Genomic DNA, 16,335 nt, shown 5'->3' with positions numbered 1-16,335 from the left:
GTCGACGATGACGACGCTAGCCGTGCCCGGAGGTCCCGGGGGTGCGGCTGCGGTAGTCGGCGACCACGTCGGGCGCAGCGTTCCGGAGGTCCAGGCCGTCGGCGACGGCCATGGCCTCCACGGCCCGGACCGAAGTCGAGAACCGGGCCACGGCACCCCGCAGGGCGTCTTCCGCGTCCAGGCCGGCCTCCCGGGCGGCCGCTGCCAACCCGAGGAGCATGTCACCCAGGGAGTCGGCATCCGTCGGTGCCGCGGTGCTCGGAACCTCCGGCACCAGGCCCACGCCGGCGGCGCGGCGGACCACCTTCTGGGCGGTGGCGAGGGCCGGGAGCGTGGTCGGTATCCCGTCGAGGCTCGAAGCCCGACCCTTCTCCGCCTGCTTGATCCGGTCCCAGTTGGCCAGCACAGCTCCGGCATCGGAGGCCACCACGTCGCCGAAGACGTGGGGGTGGCGGTGGCGGAGCTTGTCGTGGATGCCCCGGGCCACGTCGGCAAGGTCGAAGCGACCGTCGTCGGCTGCTATCCGGGCGTGGAACACCACCTGGAAGAGCAGGTCTCCCAACTCCTCCTCGAGGGCCCCGGACCCCTCTCCGGTCGCCTCGTCGAAACCGTCGAGGGCCTCAAGCACCTCGTGGGCCTCCTCCAGGAGGTGCGGCCGCAGAGACGTGTGCGTCTGGTCGGCGTCCCACGGACATTCCCGGCGAAGGACGGCCACCAACTCGGCGAACCGCTGGATCTCGACGGCGATCGGCGCGGCCAGCCGTGGAACGAAGATCGAGGTGAGGTGGTCGACGACGACGCTGGACGCCATGTCGTCCCAGGCCACGGAGAAGATCCGCTCGTCGGGGGTGCCCAGCGCCTGCAGCACGATCACCGGTTCCTCCGGCGGGTCGGGGACGGCGGCCACCAGGTCGGCCAGCACCTCGGCCGTGTCCACCTGGGCGACGAGCAACGGGCCCCGCTCGCCGGCGGCCTCCACCGGGAAACGCCTGCCGTCCACGATCCGGACCCCCTCGGCAAGGGGATCGACGCCCAGGCGTACCCAGGCCAGGTCCACGAAGGAGAGGGCCGCAACCAGCTCCACGTCGACGCGGTCGTCGGCCAGCAGCATCTCGACCGTGTGCTCGGCCACCATCGGCGAACCCGGCACGGCGTACAGGACGCTCCCGTGGGCCTCGGCGGCGGCCACCACCTCGGCGACCACCCCGGCGTAGACCTCGGCGAAGGTCCCGGCCGTCTCGTAGTGGTGGTCGAGGGCCACCACGCTCCCACCCAGCACGCCGACCGCCGGGTGGCGGGCCGTACGGACGAACCGGTGGCGATGTGCGGCTATCGCGTCCAAGGTGGCGGTGTTGCAGAGCTCGGGTCCGGCGGGCCCCAGGCCGACCACGGTGACGCCGGGCAGGGATGCGGTCACGACCCCAACCGGGCCAGGGCGGGTGCCAACGGCCCGGCAGGCGGAGCCACCCGACCCACGGCACGGTCCCACGTGCCGTAGCGGGCATCCACCAGGATTTCACGGCTCAGCCCGGCCACCTGCAGAAGTGCGGCCGAGGCCCTGGGGCCGACCTCGGCGAAGGGCACCGGTTCGAGGTTGCGCACCTCGTCGACGCGGATCACGTGGAAGCCGAACTGGCTGGGCACCGGCCCGACGAGCGTGCGACCCTCGGCCAGGGCCCCGAGGGCGGCCCGCTCGAAGGTCGGCACGAAGGCGCCGAGGGGAACACAACCCAGCGAACCACCAGACTGTCCGGAACCCGGGTCCTGGGACACCGAGGCGGCGAGCGCTGCGAAGTCCCCGCCGGACTCCAACAGGTACAGGACGGCATGGGCGTCGTCCTCGTCGGACACCAGGATGTGGCTGGTGCACAGTTCGTGGGCCAGCAGCGAGGCGTGTGCCTCGTAGGCGGCCTGGACCCCCGCACCGCCGGCCTCTACCAGGTCCAGGGCGGCCTGCCAGGCAATCAGGCGGGGAAGGGAGGGGTCGCCGGCGTCCAGGCCGGCTGCGATGAGGCGATCCCGCGCCGTGGACCGGTCCTCGGGCGTGGACACCACGCCGTACTCGGCCAGGAGGTCGACGAGCGCCTCGTAGCGGACGAAGCGATCGACCACTCCGGCGGTGGCCGCGGCGTCGATGGTCGCGTCGGCCGGCCTCCCGGTGACCTCGGCGACGAGGTCGGCCACACCGTCCCGGTCGAGGGTGGAGTTGCCCACACGTACGGCCGTGATCGATGATCCGCAGGCGGATGCCACCACGGCGATCGCCAGCAGGACGACCAGCGGAGCCGTGTGCACGGCGAGCTGGAATCGGGAAGAGCGTCTCACGAGGAGTCGATGCTACGCCGCCGCTCAGGCGCTGACGTCGCTTCCTGTGGGTGGGTCGACGGCTTCAGCCGTCGGGACAAGGTCCTCGAGCATCCGGCTCAGGACACCTGCCATGTCACCCTTCCCGAGGGGCAGCAGCAGTTGGCGCGGACCCTCTTTGTAGCGGGCGCCACGGTGCAGGCGCCCCAGCCGGGTCTGGCGGCTCAACGGCAGGACCACCGGCGAGCAGCGGGCCAAGAACTCCGGGCCACCCAGGCCCGGTCCCTTGGTGACCACCACCTCGGTGATGCCCCGGGCCACGCAGGTGGTCCGCAGACCGGCCACGGCGAGCAGGGCCTCCACCGGTGCCGGCACGGGCCCGTACCGGTCCTCCCACTCGGCCCGCACGGCCTCCACGCCGTCGCCATCCGCGGTCACCCCGGCGGCTGCCAGCTTCCGGTAGGCCTCCAGCCGCAGGTCGTTCCGGGACACGTAGTCCTCGGGCAGGTGGGCGTCGATCGGGAGCTCCACGCGGATCTCCGCCACGTCGGCGACCACGGTGCCGGCCAACTCGGCTACCGCCTCGGTGACCATCTGGCAGTAGAGGTCGTAGCCCACAGCCGCCATGTGGCCGCTCTGGCCGGTGCCCAGGAGGTTGCCCGCCCCGCGGATCTCGAGGTCGCGCATGGCGATGCGGAAGCCCGACCCCAGCTCGGTGGTCTCACCGATGGTGCGGAGCCGTTCGTACGCCTGCTCGCTGAGCGCCCGGTCGGGAGGGGTGAAGAGGTAGGCGTAGGCCCGTTGGCCGGCCCGGCCGACCCGGCCCCGCAGCTGGTGCAACTGTCCCAGGCCCAACAGGTCGGCCCGGTCCACGACCATCGTGTTGACGGTGGGCATGTCGATCCCGGACTCGATGATCGTGGTGCAGACCAGGACGTCGTGCATGCCGTCCCAGAAGTCCATCACCGTCGCCTCCAGCGAGGCCTCGTCCATCTGGCCGTGCGCCACAACCACCCGGGCCTCGGGAACCAGCTCCCGGATGCCTGAGGCAACGCGGTCTATGTCCTGGACCCGGTTGTGCACGAAGAAGACCTGGCCCTCCCGGAGCAGCTCACGGCGGATGGCCTCGGCCACCGGCCGCTCGTCGTAGTCCCCCACGTAGGTGAGGATTGGCTGCCGGTCGGCGGGCGGCGTGTTCAGAAGGCTCAGGTCGCGGATGCCGGTGAGCGACATCTCCAACGTGCGGGGAATGGGCGTGGCGGTCAGGGTCAGCACGTCCACGTCTGCCCGGAGCTTCTTGATCGACTCCTTGTGGCTGACCCCGAACCGCTGCTCCTCGTCTATGACCAGGAGGCCCAGCCGCCTGAACCTGACGTCCTCGGAGAGCAGGCGGTGCGTGCCGATCACCACGTCGACCGATCCATCGGCCAGGCCATCGGCCACCCGTCGCGAATCCCGAGCGGAAAGGAAGCGGCTGAGCACCTCCACCCGGATCGGATAGGGGGCGAACCGGTCCCGGAAGGTCTGGCCGTGCTGCTGTGCCAGGAGGGTGGTCGGCACCAGGACGGCTGCCTGGCGTCCGTCCTGCACGGCCTTGAACACGGCCCGGACCGCCACCTCCGTCTTGCCGAAGCCCACGTCACCGCACACCAGGCGGTCCATGGGCACAGGACGCTCCATGTCCGCCTTGACGTCCTCGATGGCCTGGAGCTGGTCGGGGGTCTCCTGGAACGGAAAGGCCTGCTCCAACTCCCGCTGCCAGGGCGTGTCGGCGGCGAAGGCGTGGCCGATCGTGGTGATCCGGGTCTGGTACAGGACGACCAGTTCCTGGGCGATCTCGGCCACCTCGGAACGCACCCGGGCCCTGGTCTTCTGCCACTCGGCCCCGCCCATCCGGCTGAGGCTCGGTGTCGTTCCACCCGTGTGGGGTCGGATGGCATCGATCTGGTCGGTCGGCAGGTAGAGGCGATCATCGCCCCGGTACTCGAGGAGCAGGTAGTCGCGCTCGATGCCGCCCAGGGTGCGTGTGACCAGACCGGCGAAGCGGGCCACGCCGTGCTGCTCGTGGACGACGTGGTCCCCCGGCGAGAGGTCCTCGAAGACGCGTACGGCGGCCCTGCGCCGTGGCCGGGTCCGCCGTCGGGTCCGGCGGCGACCGGTCAGCTCGGCCTCGGTGACCACCGCCAGTCGGGAACCCGGCAGGACGAATCCCCGCTCCACGGGGGCCACCACCAGCGATGCCCCAGGGCCGTGTACGGCGGCATCGCCATCGACCGGGGTGACCTCGATGCCGGCACCGCTCAGCCGGCGGACCAGATGGTCGGCCGATCCCGCCCCGTCGGCGGCCACCACCACCCTGTGGCCCTCGGCCAGCAGCCGCCGGAGCCGCCCGGGCACGCCATCGACATCGTCGACGACCACGTCCCGACCCCACCCGGAGGCGGCGATTGTGTCCACGCCGGGACCGTCGGGCACGGCGTCGACCGTCCAGACCGGGGCGCCCGTGTGGGCCAGGAGGCGCTCCCAGTCGGTGTGCAACCGGGGGAACTCCACCCCGTCGGCTCCCCAGGTGGTAGCCAGCGTGGACGCCAGGTCGGCCTCCTCGGCCTGCAGGTCGGCTATGCGGTCCCTGAGTCGCCGGGGCTCCACGGCGATGACCAGGGCGTCGTCGTCGACCAGGTCGAATAGCACCCGCTCCTCGCCGGACAGCCACGGCAGCCACGACTCCATTCCGTCGAACAGCTCGCCGTCGGCCAGCCGGTCCCAGTGCTCCCTGCCCCACGGCTGCTCGGCCACCAGGGCGGCGGCCCGCTCCCGGACCTCGTCGTCTGGAATCAGTTCCCGACAGGGGTGGATCTCCACCTCTGCACGGGACACCGTGGCCCGTTGGTCGGCCACCCCGAACTCGGTGAGCCGGTCGACCTCGTCGCCCCACAGGTCGATGCGGACCGGAGCCTCGGCGGTGGACGGCCAGACGTCGACGATGGACCCCCTGACCGCCAACTCGCCTCGGTGTTCCACCTGGTAGCCGCGGCGGTAGCCGATGGCGACCAGGTCGGCGACGAGGCTCGTCTGGTCGACGACGTCTCCGGGCCCCAGTCGGAGTGGCGGCGTCCGTCCGGCCCCTGGGCCGAGCCGCTGGACCAGCGCCCGACCCGAGGCCACCAGCACCGCTGGCCGGTCGGCCAGGTCACCGAGCCTGTGCAGCACCCGGAGGCGCCGACCCATGGTCTCCACCCCGGGGCTGATCCTCTCGAATGGCAGGGTCTCCCAGGCCGGGAACAACTCGACTGCGGCGTCGCCCAGGTAGAGGCGCAGGTCGTTGGCGAGGCGTTCGGCCTCGGTCCCGGTGGGGACGGCCACGACCAGCGGCAGCCGGCCGGTCCGGCGTACCAGGGCAGCCAGCACAACCGCCCTGGCCGGCTCGGCGACGGCCAGCGAGGCGGTCCGACGGCCCAGGACCGCTGTCATTGCCGGCTCGTCGTCAAGGAGGGTTGAAAGCCGCTCCAGGTAGGGACTCATCGGTCGATGGCCGGGGTCGTACGGATCACGGACCCGCGTTGAAGCGGCCCATGGTGGCGTCGACGCCCTCGGTGAGGATGGCCTCGACGGCGTCGACCGCCTCGCCCACCACCACCGCGAGCTCTGCGGCCTCGGCCTTCGGTGGCCGACGCAGCACGTGGTCGGCGCCAGACCGGCGGCCCGGCGGCCGACCCACCCCGATGCGGACGCGTACGTAGTCCTGCGTCTTCAGGTGGGCGGTGATCGACTTCAGGCCGTTGTGGCCAGCCAGGCCCCCACCGGCCTTGACCCGGAGGCTCCCGACCGGGAGGTCCAGCTCGTCATGCACGACGACGATCCGGGACGGGTCGTCCATGCCGTGCCGACGCACCAGCCTGCCCACCGACTGGCCGGACTCGTTCATGAAGGTCTGCGGAAGGGCCAGAGCCACCCGCTGGCCCCCGATGTGGACCTCGCAGGAGAGCGCCAACTCCCTGGATCGTCGGAGCGACCCGCCGAGCCTGTCGGCGAGCATGGTGACCACCACCGCACCCAGGTTGTGGCGCGTGCCGGCGTACTCCTCGCCCGGGTTTCCCAGGCCGACGACCATCCAGGCCGCCGGCTCGCCGGTTCGCTCGGTTCGGGACCGCCGCAGCAAGGGTCGGCCCTGACCGCTACGCGTCGTCGGAGTCGTCGCCCGTGTCGTCGGGGGCCTCGTCGGCAGCACCCTCGCCGTCCTCGGCGCCCTCGAGCTCAATGGCCAGGGCCTCGGCCTCGGCCTCGGCCTCGGCCGCCTCATCGGCTGCCATGGCCTCCAGCGTCGAACGGGTGATCATGCCGACGGCGACCGTCTCCTCGGGATCGACGTCGGTGGTGACGCCTGCAGGGAGGGCGATGTCGGCGACGCGCAGTGAGTCACCGACGGTCAGGTCGGAGATGTCGACCTCGAGCTCGTTCGGGATGCTGTCCGGTGCCGCGTTGACGGTCAGGCTGAACAGGTTCTGGTCGACCATGCCGTCGGCGTCGGTGACGGCCTTGGCATCGCCGACCATCACGAGCGGCACGTCCACGGTCACGTCCTGGTCCGGGTCGATGCGGAGGAAGTCGACGTGGGTGACGTCACGACCCACCGGATGGCGCTGGATCTCCTTGACGATCGACATCTGCTTCTCGCCACCGATCTCGAGGTGGATTACCGCGTTGACGCCGGCATCGGTGGTGAGCGCCTCACGCAGGTCGGCCCAGGCCACGTCGATGCTGACCGGATCCTGGGAGAGCCCGTAGACCACCCCGGGGACGCGGCTGGCACGACGGAGTCGCCTGCTGGACCGGGTACCGGTCACACGGTCTGTGTCGGCGGAGAGAACGATCTCGCTCATGGGATGACCTTTGAGAAGCGGAGAGAGGCGAATGTGCGGCTCCGGTGGAACCGACGGGCGAGTCTACCGGTGGATCCAGCGGGCCGGTCGGGTGACCCCTGCAACCTTCGGGCCGCCTGGTGGGCGACCCGGTCCCCGGTCAGGCCAGGTTGTTGCCCCCGAAGATCTCGCTGACCGACGTGTCCCCGAACACGGCATCGATGGCTCTGGCGATAAGCGGTGCAACCGACAGGACCTCGATCAGGTCGCGGTCGGCGCCGGCGGGCAGCGGCAGAGTGTCGGTGACGATCACCTTCTCGATCGAGGATGCGGCGAGCCTCTCAAGTGCCGCCCCGGAGAACACGCCGTGGGTGGTCGCCGCCAGGACCTGGGTGGCACCGCGCTCGGTCAACTGTTCGGCCGCTGCGCAGATAGTCCCGGCGGTGTCGATCATGTCGTCGACGATCACGCAGACCTTGCCGTCCACGTCGCCGACCACCTCCTTGGCCTCGACGGAGTTGAACGCCGAGTGGCTACGTCGTTTGTGGACGATGGCGAGGTCGGCACCCAGCTGAATGGCGTAGCGCTCGGCGACCTTCACCCGACCGGCGTCCGGTGAGACGATCGCCAGGTCACCCTGGAGGGTCCGCAGGCGGTCGACCAGGACCGGCATGGCGGTGAGGTGGTCGACCGGTCCGTCGAAGAAGCCCTGGATCTGGCCGGAGTGGAGATCGACGCTGACCAGGCGGCTGGCCCCTGCCTCCTTGAACAGGTTGGCCACCAACTTGGCGGTTATCGGCTCGCGGCCGGATGACTTGCGGTCCTGGCGGGCGTAGCCGTAGTGGGGGCAGACGACGGTGATCCGCTTCGCCGAAGCCCGGCGGGCAGCGTCGACCATGATCAGCTGCTCCATCAGGGCATCGTTGATGGACGTCCCCGGCCCATGGCAGTGGGTCTGGATGATGAAGACGTCACATCCCCGGATCGATTCCGAGAATCGGCAGTGGATCTCGCCGTTGGAGAACTCGGCGAGGTTGGGCTCACCTAGGGACTCACCCATCTCGGCGGCGATCGACTCGGCCAGCGGACGGCTGATGCGGCCCGAAACGAGGTAGAGCTTCTTGTGGGTGACCAGTTCCATGGGTGTGGTGGGTGCTCTCGTCGGCGGCGGGCGTTCCGGGATTGGAGCATAGGGCGGCACCCCGGCGCGCGGATCAGCCGATATAGACGGGCCTCGGCGGAACCATCCCCCGGGCGGGGCTCTGGGTTGTCGTGGGCGGTAGGGCAACCGTGGTGGTCGTCGACGGGGCGACGGTCGTGGCCGGCGGACTCGTTGTCGACGGGGCGACGGTCGTGGCCGGCGGACTCGTTGTCGACGGGGCGATGGTCGTGGTCGTCGTGGTTGCGGTGGTAGGCGCAACTGTCGTGGTGGTGGTGGTCGGTGCGACCGGGCTTACGGCCGTGGACGGTGCCGACATGGCACCCATGCCCGCAGCGTTCCAAGCCGACACCTGGAACTCATACGAGATGGTGGGATCCAGCCCGATCGCCAGATGGGAGGTCCATGTCGACGACGTGTTGGAGACGAGGACGGCCCACTCTCCCCCTTCCACCCGTCGCTCGATCCGGTAGCCGGTCAAACCCGCCCCCCCGTTGTCGCCCGGTGGCGACCATGTGAGGTTGACCTGTCCGCCGGCCAACGCGTTGGCCACCAGGTTCGACGGCGACCCTGCCCGGGTGTACGGGACAGCAGCCACCGAGGTGGACGCCGCACCGTTGCCGGCGGCGTTGGTCGCAGTGACGGTGAACGTGTAGGTGACCCCGTTCACGAGCCCGGTCAGGCGATAGGACGTGGTGGCCGCCGCCACCATGGCCGACCCGGAGGTCATGCCCTGCACGGCGTTGCTGGTCCACGCCACGGAATACCCGGTGACCGCCGTACCCCCGTTCGCGATCGGGGCCGACCACGTAACGGTGGCCTCGGCATTCGACGAAGTGGTGGCCACTGAGGTGGGCGTTCCGGGAACCACGTCCGACTGGGCCGACACCACCTCCACCCCGAGCACGAGCAGGGCTGCCGTCGCGGTGCCAGCCGCCAGGGCCAGGAGTCGCCGGGCCCGGGTCAGCGTGTCCCCCAGATGTCCCGGCAGGCCTCACAGGTCTCCTCGGGAACCATCCCGACCCGCATCAGCAGCCGGAACAGCCAGCACCCCAGGCAGAACCCGACGAACGCCTCCAACGACGCCGCCACCAGGATCGCCCCCACCAGAGCGGTGGCCAACGCCCCGGCGCCGAAGACCACGGCGACCAGCGCACCCACCGAGAGCGTTGCCCCGATGCCCTGGGCGAAGCGCTTCGGTGGACCGGGGGTGTCGCGAACGGTCCATGCGAGGCGGGGCCGCACCACCCGGGTGACCAGCGTCCCCAGCGGGCTGAGCGTCGGGCCGGTGGCCACGCGGGCCACGAACCCCCAGGCCAGGATGACGACCAGGACCGTCCAGCCGGTCATCAGGACCGCCACGCACTGAACGACCACGCCGGTGGCCACGAGCCGTGCCGAGACCTCGTCCACCGGATGCGGGAACGAGAACAGGCCCGGCGCATCGGTCGCTGCGTTTCGGCCGTCCACGGGTCGAACCCTATTGTCGGGCGATGGCGTCATCCACGATCCGGCCGTTCCCGCCCACCGGCTCCCCGGTCGACGAGGTGGTCCGGGAACTTGGCTCCAAGAAGGACGGGGACGTCCGGTGGGCCGAGGGGCGCACCTTCGGCCTCGTGTTCGACGGCGGTGACGAGGTCCGCGAGGTCGCAGAACGGGCGGCCCGGCTCTTCCTCCACGAGAACGCCCTCAACACCTCCGCCTTCCCGTCCCTGGGCGAGATCCAGTCCGAGCTCTGCGGATGGACCGCGGAGCTCCTCCACGGCCCGGCAGGGACCGCCGGCTTCCTGACCAGCGGGGGCACCGAGAGCATCCTGTGTGCCGTGGAGGCCGCCAGGGAGCGGGCCAGGTCCGAACGGTCCGTGGTGGACCCCGAGATCGTCCTGGCCGAGAGCGCCCACGCTGCGTTCCACAAGGGCGCCCACCTCTTCGGCCTGCGGACCCGGGTCGTGCCCGTGACCGACGCCTGGACGGTCGACCTGGATGCCATGGCCGACGCCATCGGCCCGAAGACCGCCCTGGTCGTGGCATCGGCCCCCCAGTACCCGCAGGGGGTCGTCGACCCGGTGGCCGAGATCGCCGAGCTGGCGGCCAGCGTGGGGGCGAGCTGCCACGTGGACGCCTGCATGGGCGGCTTCGTCCTCCCGTTCGCCGCCATCGAGGATCCCGACGCCTGGGGCTCTCCGCCCTGGGACCTGGCGGTCGAGGGGGTCACTACCATCTCCGCCGACCTCCACAAGCTGGGCTACGCCCCGAAGGGAGCGTCGGTCATCCTCCACAGGTCACGCCAGCTCCGGCGCTACCAGACGTTCGACTTCGACGGCTGGCTGGGAGGTCGCTACGTGACGCCGAACCTGCAGGGCACCCGTTCGGGCCTGCCGATGGCGGCCGCATGGGCGGTGGTCCGCCACCTCGGCATGGACGGCTACCGGCGACTCGTCCGGTCGACGATCGAAGCCGCCGACCGGATCCGGGTCGGGGTTCGTGCGGTCGACGGCCTCACGGTGCCGGGCGATCCCCGGCACCACCTGCTGTCGATCACCTCCGACCCGTCCTACGGGGAGTCGATCGACGTGTTCGCCCTGGGTGACGCCATGGCGGCCCGGGGCTGGCACCACGACCGACAGGGCCCGCCGGACGGACTCCACCTGACGGTCAGCGCGGGAAACGCGCCGATCGTCGCCGAGTGGCTGGAGGACCTCGCCGGAGCGGTCGTCGAGGCCCGTGCCGCGGCGCCGGGTACGGCGACCGACTACGCCACCCTGGAGTAGCGACTCAGTCGAAGAGTCGGGATGCGTCCTCGAAGTCGACCAGCCAGATCCGACCGCCGCCGTCGGAGTGGTAGGACGACCAACCCAGGAGTTGTCGGGCCCTCTCGGGAAGCGTCGCTACCCGGTCCCGGTCTACCTGGATGGGGCTGGCCTCCTCCGGACGCAGCCACCCGGCCACGAAGCTCACGTGCATGCCGTAGCGCCAGCCGTCGGTGGCGTTGGCCCCGGCACCGTGGATGACCTTGCCGGAGTAGATCATCCCGCTGCCGGCCGACATCTCGGCATGGGCCACCTCGACCTCGGTCACGTCGTGGCCCCGCACCAGGCCCGGCGGAAGTAACTGGCTCCCCGGTACAACCACCGTGGCACCGTTCTCCCGGGTGAAGTCCGAGAGGGCAAACATGCAGCTGATGGTCACCTCCCGCTCCGGGCTGACGGCCTCGGGCCAGTTGTTCTCGTCGCGGTGCAGGTACTGGGCCGCCTCGTCGGGCCCTACGGCCATGACCTGACCGGTGTTCAGCCAGTAGTCCGCACAACCCGGCAGCAGCTCCCGGTCGGCGACCGCGGCCAGCACCGGATTCAGCAGGGCGTGGTCGACGAAGGCACGACTGCGGGCCGCCAGGCCGCAGAAGCGGATTGTGTTGGCACCGTGGAAGGCCTCCCAGAGTTCCATGCCGCTCCGGGAACCGGGCGCCACGGCTTCGAGGCCCGAGGCCAACTCGTCGACGATCGCCCGGCGTCCGTCGTCGGTGAGCATGTCGCGCACGATCACCCCGCCATCGCGGTGCAGGGCGGCCAGCACATCGTCGATCGGTGCATCGGAGTCCAGGGTGGTCAGCTCGGCCATTGCCCCAGCCTTCCCCCTCGCCTGATCCCTGTGCAATACGGGCCGGCCGGTACGGTCACGACGATGGCCCGACCCACCTCCGACACCCCGTTCACCCTCATCGGACCCCTGCGGGCCCCAGCCCAGATGCTGGCCGACCAGTCGTACGGTGGACACGCCAGCGTCCACGACGACGCCACCGCGGCGGCCCTCGGCCTCGCCGCCGGACCGATCGAGGGTCCTACCCACTTCAGCCAGCTGGACCCGTTGCTGGCCGCCCTCTGGGGCGACCGTTGGTTCAGCCACGGGTGCGTGAGCGCCCACTTCCAGACGATGGTCGTCGGCGGCGAGGAGGTGCGGGCCACGATCTCGGCCGACGGTCCGGCCGCGGGGATCGTCCGGATCGACGCCGCCAAGGCCGACGGCACCCCGGTGCTGGCCGGCACCGCGTCGCTGGGCCCCGACCACCCGGAGACCGAGCTGGCGCCCCGCCTGGCCAGGGCCCAGGGTTCGCCACCTGAACGCCTCCACGTGATCGACCTGCTGTCGGTCGGCCAGACCGGACCCGGTGACGAGACGATCGCCGTGACCTTCGAGGACGACTTCGGCGAGCTCTACCCGTTCTCGCTGGCCGAGAAGCTGGACCTGATCACCGAGCCGCTGGACTGGTACCTGCCGGGTGCCGACACCCCCTGGGGGGCGCCGATCGTCCCCATCGAGATGCTGAGCGTGCTCACCAACGCCGCCTCCAAGCACTCGGGGTTCGCCGCCCGCCAGCCGTCGGTCGGGTTGTTCATCGACCTGGAGGTCCGGCTCCTGGGCAGCCCGGTGCTGGTGGGCCACACCTACCGGATCGACCGCGGGATCGTCGCCCTCAGCGAGAGCCGACGTACGGAGTCGTACTGGACCAGGTCCACGCTCACCGACGTGGCGACCGACGTCGCAACCGCCGAGGTGCTGCTCCACCAGGGCGTCTTCAAGGACTCCTACCCCGGCTACCCCACCGGGTCCGACTGAACCGACTCTCCCCTCAGCGGGTCGCCACCCGCCCGGGTCTCTACGGTCGGATGGGCCGGATGCCGTCGTAGGCCATGGGTTGCTCGGCGCCGGCCCCGAGGGTGGTGTCATGGACCACCAGCATCCGCTCGTGGAACGGGAGCGTGTCGGGATCGAAGTCCGAGGTGGGGACGGGCAACGGCAGGAACTCGGCGCCGGAGCAGTCACCGCGGACCGGGGTGGCGTAGTCGACGCCGCCGACCTCCTGGCGGACCGAAGGTGTCACGTACCGGATGGCGACCCCCATCCGTCGCACGTCCGACCTGTTGGGTCCCGACCCGTGGAACATCAGGCCGTGGTGCAGCGACATCTCGCCGGGATGCAGCGCAACGACCACCTCGTCCTCGGCGTCATGGCCGACCGTGATCTCCTGGCCGCGGCTGAGGATGTTGTCGGCGCCGAAGGTGTCGTGGTGGTCGACGTCGCCGAGCAGGTGGCTGCCCCGGACGAAGTGCATGGCCCCGTTGGCGTCGGTCACCTCGGAAAGGGCGATCCACGCTGTGATCTGGTCCCCTGAGGATCCGAAGCCCCAGTATCTGTGGTCCTGGTGCATGGTGAGCATCTTCGGGCTGTGGGGCTCCTTGACGAGCAACTCGCAGTTCCAGACCATGAGGTCGGGGCCGACCACCGATTCGACGACATCCAGGACCACCGGGTGTCGGGCGATGCGGTCGGCCGCCGGGCTGACGACCTGCATGCCGTCGCGCAGGTACTGGACGAACGGGTGGGCCAGGCCCGGGGAGTCGCGCCAGCGGTCTTCGAACGCCTCGAGGTCCACCCGGAACTCCGCTGCCTCCGTGGCGTCGAACACGCCCACGGGAAACAGGTAGCCGTCCCGTTCGTACGACTCGACCTGCTCGGGGGTCAGCGATCCGGCCAAGGTCGGCTCAGCCCCCTATGGGGCTCTGCGCGGTGAGGCCGCCGTCGATCGTGAACAGGCTCCCCGAGACGAAGGTCGCCTCGTCGGAGGCCAGCCAGGCCGCCAGGTTGGCCACGTCCTCGGGCGAGCCCAGACGACCCACCGGATGCCGGTCCACGGCTCCGGCCCTTGCGGCCGTCGGATCGTCGGACTGCTCGAAGGCCACCTCGGCCATAGCGGTGGCGATCCAGCCCGGGCAGATGGCGTTGCAGCGCACGCCGTCCCGTCCGTGGTCGATGGCGATCGACCGGGTGAGCGAGTGAACGGCCCCCTTCGAGGCGTTGTAGACCGCCATCGAGTGGTCGGCCGCGTCGGCGGCCACCGAACCGACGTTGATGATCGAACCACCCCCGTTGTCGCTCATCCAGCGGATGGCGGCACGGCAGCAGTTGAAGACGCCCCGCACGTTCACGTCCATGACGTGGTCGAACTCCCCGTCGGTGGTGTCCGCCAGCGTCCTCACGACCTGCACGCCGGCGTTGTTGACCAGCACATTCAACCCGCCATTGGCGTCGACCGCAGCATCGATCAGCGCATCTGCCGCCGACGGGTCGGCCACGTCGGTCGGTACCCAGGTGGCACCGGCCACGACCGGCTCCGACCGGCTTCCGATGGTCACGAGCGCCCCCTCGGCTACCAGCCGTCGGGCAACGGCCTCGCCGATACCGCTGCTGGCGCCGGTGACCACTACCGACCTCCCGTCGAGCGTTCCCACGGCCACCTCCCCTCGTCGACCCGGTCGTTGCCGCTACGCCGCGAAACGTAGTGCCCTACGGACCGCACAACCGTCCGGGACCGTGGATGTACGGTTCGGGCCCATGTCCCTCACCATGTCCCAGACCAGTGGCCCGACCGAACCGCCGCTCCGCGACCTGACGATCGGCGGGCTGCTGCGGGAGGTGGCGAGCGACGTCCCCGACCGGGTGGCCCTGGTCGCCGGGACCCCGGACCGGGACAACCGGCGGGAGTGGACCTACGCCGAGCTGCTCGTCGACGCCGAACGGGCGGCGCGGGCCATCCGGGCCCACTTCCAGGTCGGAGAGCGGGTGGCCGTCTGGGCGCCCAACGTCCCCGAATGGATGATTCTGGAGTTCGGCTGCGCCATGGCCGGCGTGATCCTGGTGACCGTCAACCCGGCCTTCCAGGCCCGCGAACTGCAGTACGTGCTCACCCAGTCGAGGTCCGCCGGACTCATCGTGCTCCCCGAGTTCCGGGGCAACCCGATGCTGGCCACGGCCACCGACGTGCAGCCCGGGTGCCCGGACCTGCGGGAGATCATCCGCCTGGACGAGTGGGAGGCCTTCCTGGCCGACGGCGACGACTGGGACGGCGAACTCGTCGACCCGGACCCGATGGATGCGTGCATGATTCAGTACACGTCGGGCACCACCGGCTTCCCGAAGGGCGCCCTCCTGTTCCACAGGGGGCTCGTGAACAACGGAGCCCACACGGCGGACCGGATGGGGGTCAGCGACGGGGTCGTGTGGATCTGCACCATGCCGTTGTTCCACACCGGGGGCTGCGTGCTGGGCGTGCTCAGCGGCGTCTCCAAGCGGGTGACGCTGGTCCTGGTGGAGGCCTTCGACCCGGGTCTGGTCCTGGAGCTGTTCGACACCTACGGCGGGGCGACCATGCTGGGCGTCCCCACGATGCTGGTGGCCATGCTGGAGCACCCCGACTTCGCCACCAGCGACCTGTCCAACGTGGAGGCCGTCTGTTCGGGAGGCTCGACCGTCCCTGCCCCGCTGGTCGAGCGGTTCGAGAAGGAGCTGGGCGCACCGTTCACCATCGTGTTCGGCCAGACCGAGCTCTCGCCGGTCTCGTCGATGACGCAGACCTTCGACACGATCATCGACAAGGCCAACACGATCGGGCCGGCCATGCCGCACGTGGAGGTCAAGATCGTCGACCCCGAGACCGGCGAGACCGTCCCGGTGGGCACCATCGGCGAGTACTGCGCCCGCGGCTACCTGGTGATGCACGGCTACTACGAGATGCCCGACGCCACCGCCGAGACCATCGACGCCGACGGATGGCTCCACACCGGCGACCTTGCCTCCATGGACGAGCGGGGCTACCTGTCCATCGAGGGCCGTCTCAAGGACATGATCATCCGGGGCGGCGAGAACATCTACCCGCGGGAGCTGGAGGAACTGCTGTTCGCCCACTCGACGGTCGCCGAGGTGGCCGTGGTCGGCCTACCGGACGACAGGTGGGGCGAGGTGATCTCCGCCTTCCTCCGACCCGCACCGGGCGAGGTGATCGACAGGGGCGAGCTCTTCGCATACCTGCGCGAGCACCTGGCGCCCCACAAGACGCCCCGGCACTGGTTCCAGGTCGACGAGTTCCCGTTGACGGGGAGCGGCAAGATCCAGAAGTTCGTGCTGCGCGACCAGTGGGTGGACGGCCAGTGGACCGAGCTGGCCTGAGCGGCCACCCCG

14 protein-coding genes are annotated in these 16,335 nt (G+C 70.5%); 4 read left to right on the top strand and 10 right to left on the bottom strand.

All coding sequences use genetic code 11. The annotated features are described in order from the left end of the window. Window positions 1-16: 16 nt before the first annotated feature. The 6 genes from MK177_05965 to MK177_05940 all read right to left on the bottom strand — a co-directional run bounded on the left by MK177_05965 (window position 17) and on the right by MK177_05940 (window position 8,304). Window positions 17-1,417, bottom strand: a complete 1,401-nt coding sequence (locus MK177_05965) for a MazG family protein (protein MCH2426863.1) — start codon at window positions 1,415-1,417, stop codon at window positions 17-19. Then, window positions 1,414-2,325 (bottom strand): peptidylprolyl isomerase, encoded by a 912-nt coding sequence (locus MK177_05960; GenBank protein ID MCH2426862.1) that lies wholly within the window; start codon window positions 2,323-2,325, stop codon window positions 1,414-1,416. Before MK177_05960 ends, MK177_05965 begins: the two co-directional genes overlap by 4 nt. Before the next feature lie 24 nt (window positions 2,326-2,349). Beyond that, complete coding sequence (gene mfd / locus MK177_05955) at window positions 2,350-5,826, bottom strand: transcription-repair coupling factor (protein ID MCH2426861.1); 3,477 nt, start codon at window positions 5,824-5,826, stop codon at window positions 2,350-2,352. 25 nt (window positions 5,827-5,851) lie between these two features. Continuing rightward, window positions 5,852-6,415, bottom strand: coding sequence for an aminoacyl-tRNA hydrolase (pth, locus tag MK177_05950; protein MCH2426860.1), 564 nt, complete (start codon window positions 6,413-6,415; stop codon window positions 5,852-5,854). A gap of 64 nt (window positions 6,416-6,479) precedes the next feature. Further along, window positions 6,480-7,184, bottom strand: coding sequence for a 50S ribosomal protein L25 (locus MK177_05945; GenBank protein MCH2426859.1), 705 nt, complete (start codon window positions 7,182-7,184; stop codon window positions 6,480-6,482). A gap of 139 nt (window positions 7,185-7,323) precedes the next feature. Further along, complete coding sequence (locus tag MK177_05940; protein MCH2426858.1) at window positions 7,324-8,304, bottom strand: ribose-phosphate diphosphokinase; 981 nt, start codon at window positions 8,302-8,304, stop codon at window positions 7,324-7,326. A gap of 131 nt (window positions 8,305-8,435) precedes the next feature. Between MK177_05940 and MK177_05935 the strand changes: the two genes are divergently transcribed. Then, window positions 8,436-8,795 (top strand): hypothetical protein, encoded by a 360-nt coding sequence (locus tag MK177_05935; GenBank protein MCH2426857.1) that lies wholly within the window; start codon window positions 8,436-8,438, stop codon window positions 8,793-8,795. A gap of 490 nt (window positions 8,796-9,285) precedes the next feature. Here MK177_05935 and MK177_05930 read toward each other — a convergent pair whose 3' ends face one another. Beyond that, window positions 9,286-9,792 (bottom strand): DUF4395 domain-containing protein, encoded by a 507-nt coding sequence (locus MK177_05930; protein ID MCH2426856.1) that lies wholly within the window; start codon window positions 9,790-9,792, stop codon window positions 9,286-9,288. Between the two features lie 23 nt (window positions 9,793-9,815). Here MK177_05930 and MK177_05925 point away from each other — a divergent pair, with 23 nt between their 5' ends. Beyond that, window positions 9,816-11,093 carry an aminotransferase class V-fold PLP-dependent enzyme gene (locus tag MK177_05925; GenBank protein ID MCH2426855.1) on the top strand — a complete coding sequence of 426 codons (1,278 nt, stop codon included), beginning with the start codon at window positions 9,816-9,818 and terminating at the stop codon, window positions 11,091-11,093. A gap of 4 nt (window positions 11,094-11,097) precedes the next feature. On the opposite strand, the gene MK177_05920 is transcribed toward MK177_05925, so the two are convergent. Further along, on the bottom strand, window positions 11,098-11,940 hold the full coding sequence (locus tag MK177_05920) for a phytanoyl-CoA dioxygenase family protein (protein MCH2426854.1): 843 nt from the start codon (window positions 11,938-11,940) through the stop codon (window positions 11,098-11,100). Between the two features lie 63 nt (window positions 11,941-12,003). Between MK177_05920 and MK177_05915 the strand changes: the two genes are divergently transcribed. Next, on the top strand, window positions 12,004-12,936 hold the full coding sequence (locus tag MK177_05915) for a hypothetical protein (protein ID MCH2426853.1): 933 nt from the start codon (window positions 12,004-12,006) through the stop codon (window positions 12,934-12,936). 40 nt (window positions 12,937-12,976) lie between these two features. On the opposite strand, the gene MK177_05910 is transcribed toward MK177_05915, so the two are convergent. Then, complete coding sequence (locus tag MK177_05910) at window positions 12,977-13,855, bottom strand: phytanoyl-CoA dioxygenase family protein (GenBank protein MCH2426852.1); 879 nt, start codon at window positions 13,853-13,855, stop codon at window positions 12,977-12,979. A gap of 7 nt (window positions 13,856-13,862) precedes the next feature. Continuing rightward, window positions 13,863-14,609 carry an SDR family oxidoreductase gene (locus MK177_05905; protein MCH2426851.1) on the bottom strand — a complete coding sequence of 249 codons (747 nt, stop codon included), beginning with the start codon at window positions 14,607-14,609 and terminating at the stop codon, window positions 13,863-13,865. A 103-nt stretch (window positions 14,610-14,712) separates the two neighbouring features. Here MK177_05905 and MK177_05900 point away from each other — a divergent pair, with 103 nt between their 5' ends. Then, the gene (locus tag MK177_05900; GenBank protein ID MCH2426850.1) at window positions 14,713-16,323 is read left to right on the top strand and encodes an AMP-binding protein; all 1,611 of its coding nucleotides are present in this window, start codon (window positions 14,713-14,715) and stop codon (window positions 16,321-16,323) included. Window positions 16,324-16,335 lie beyond the last annotated feature (12 nt).

The sequence above is a fragment of the Acidimicrobiales bacterium genome, from assembly GCA_022452145.1.
Classification (GTDB): domain Bacteria; phylum Actinomycetota; class Acidimicrobiia; order Acidimicrobiales; family MedAcidi-G1; genus UBA9410.
The sequence above is the reverse complement of the archived record's forward strand: the minus strand, read 5'-3'. Positions and strand labels throughout refer to the sequence as shown.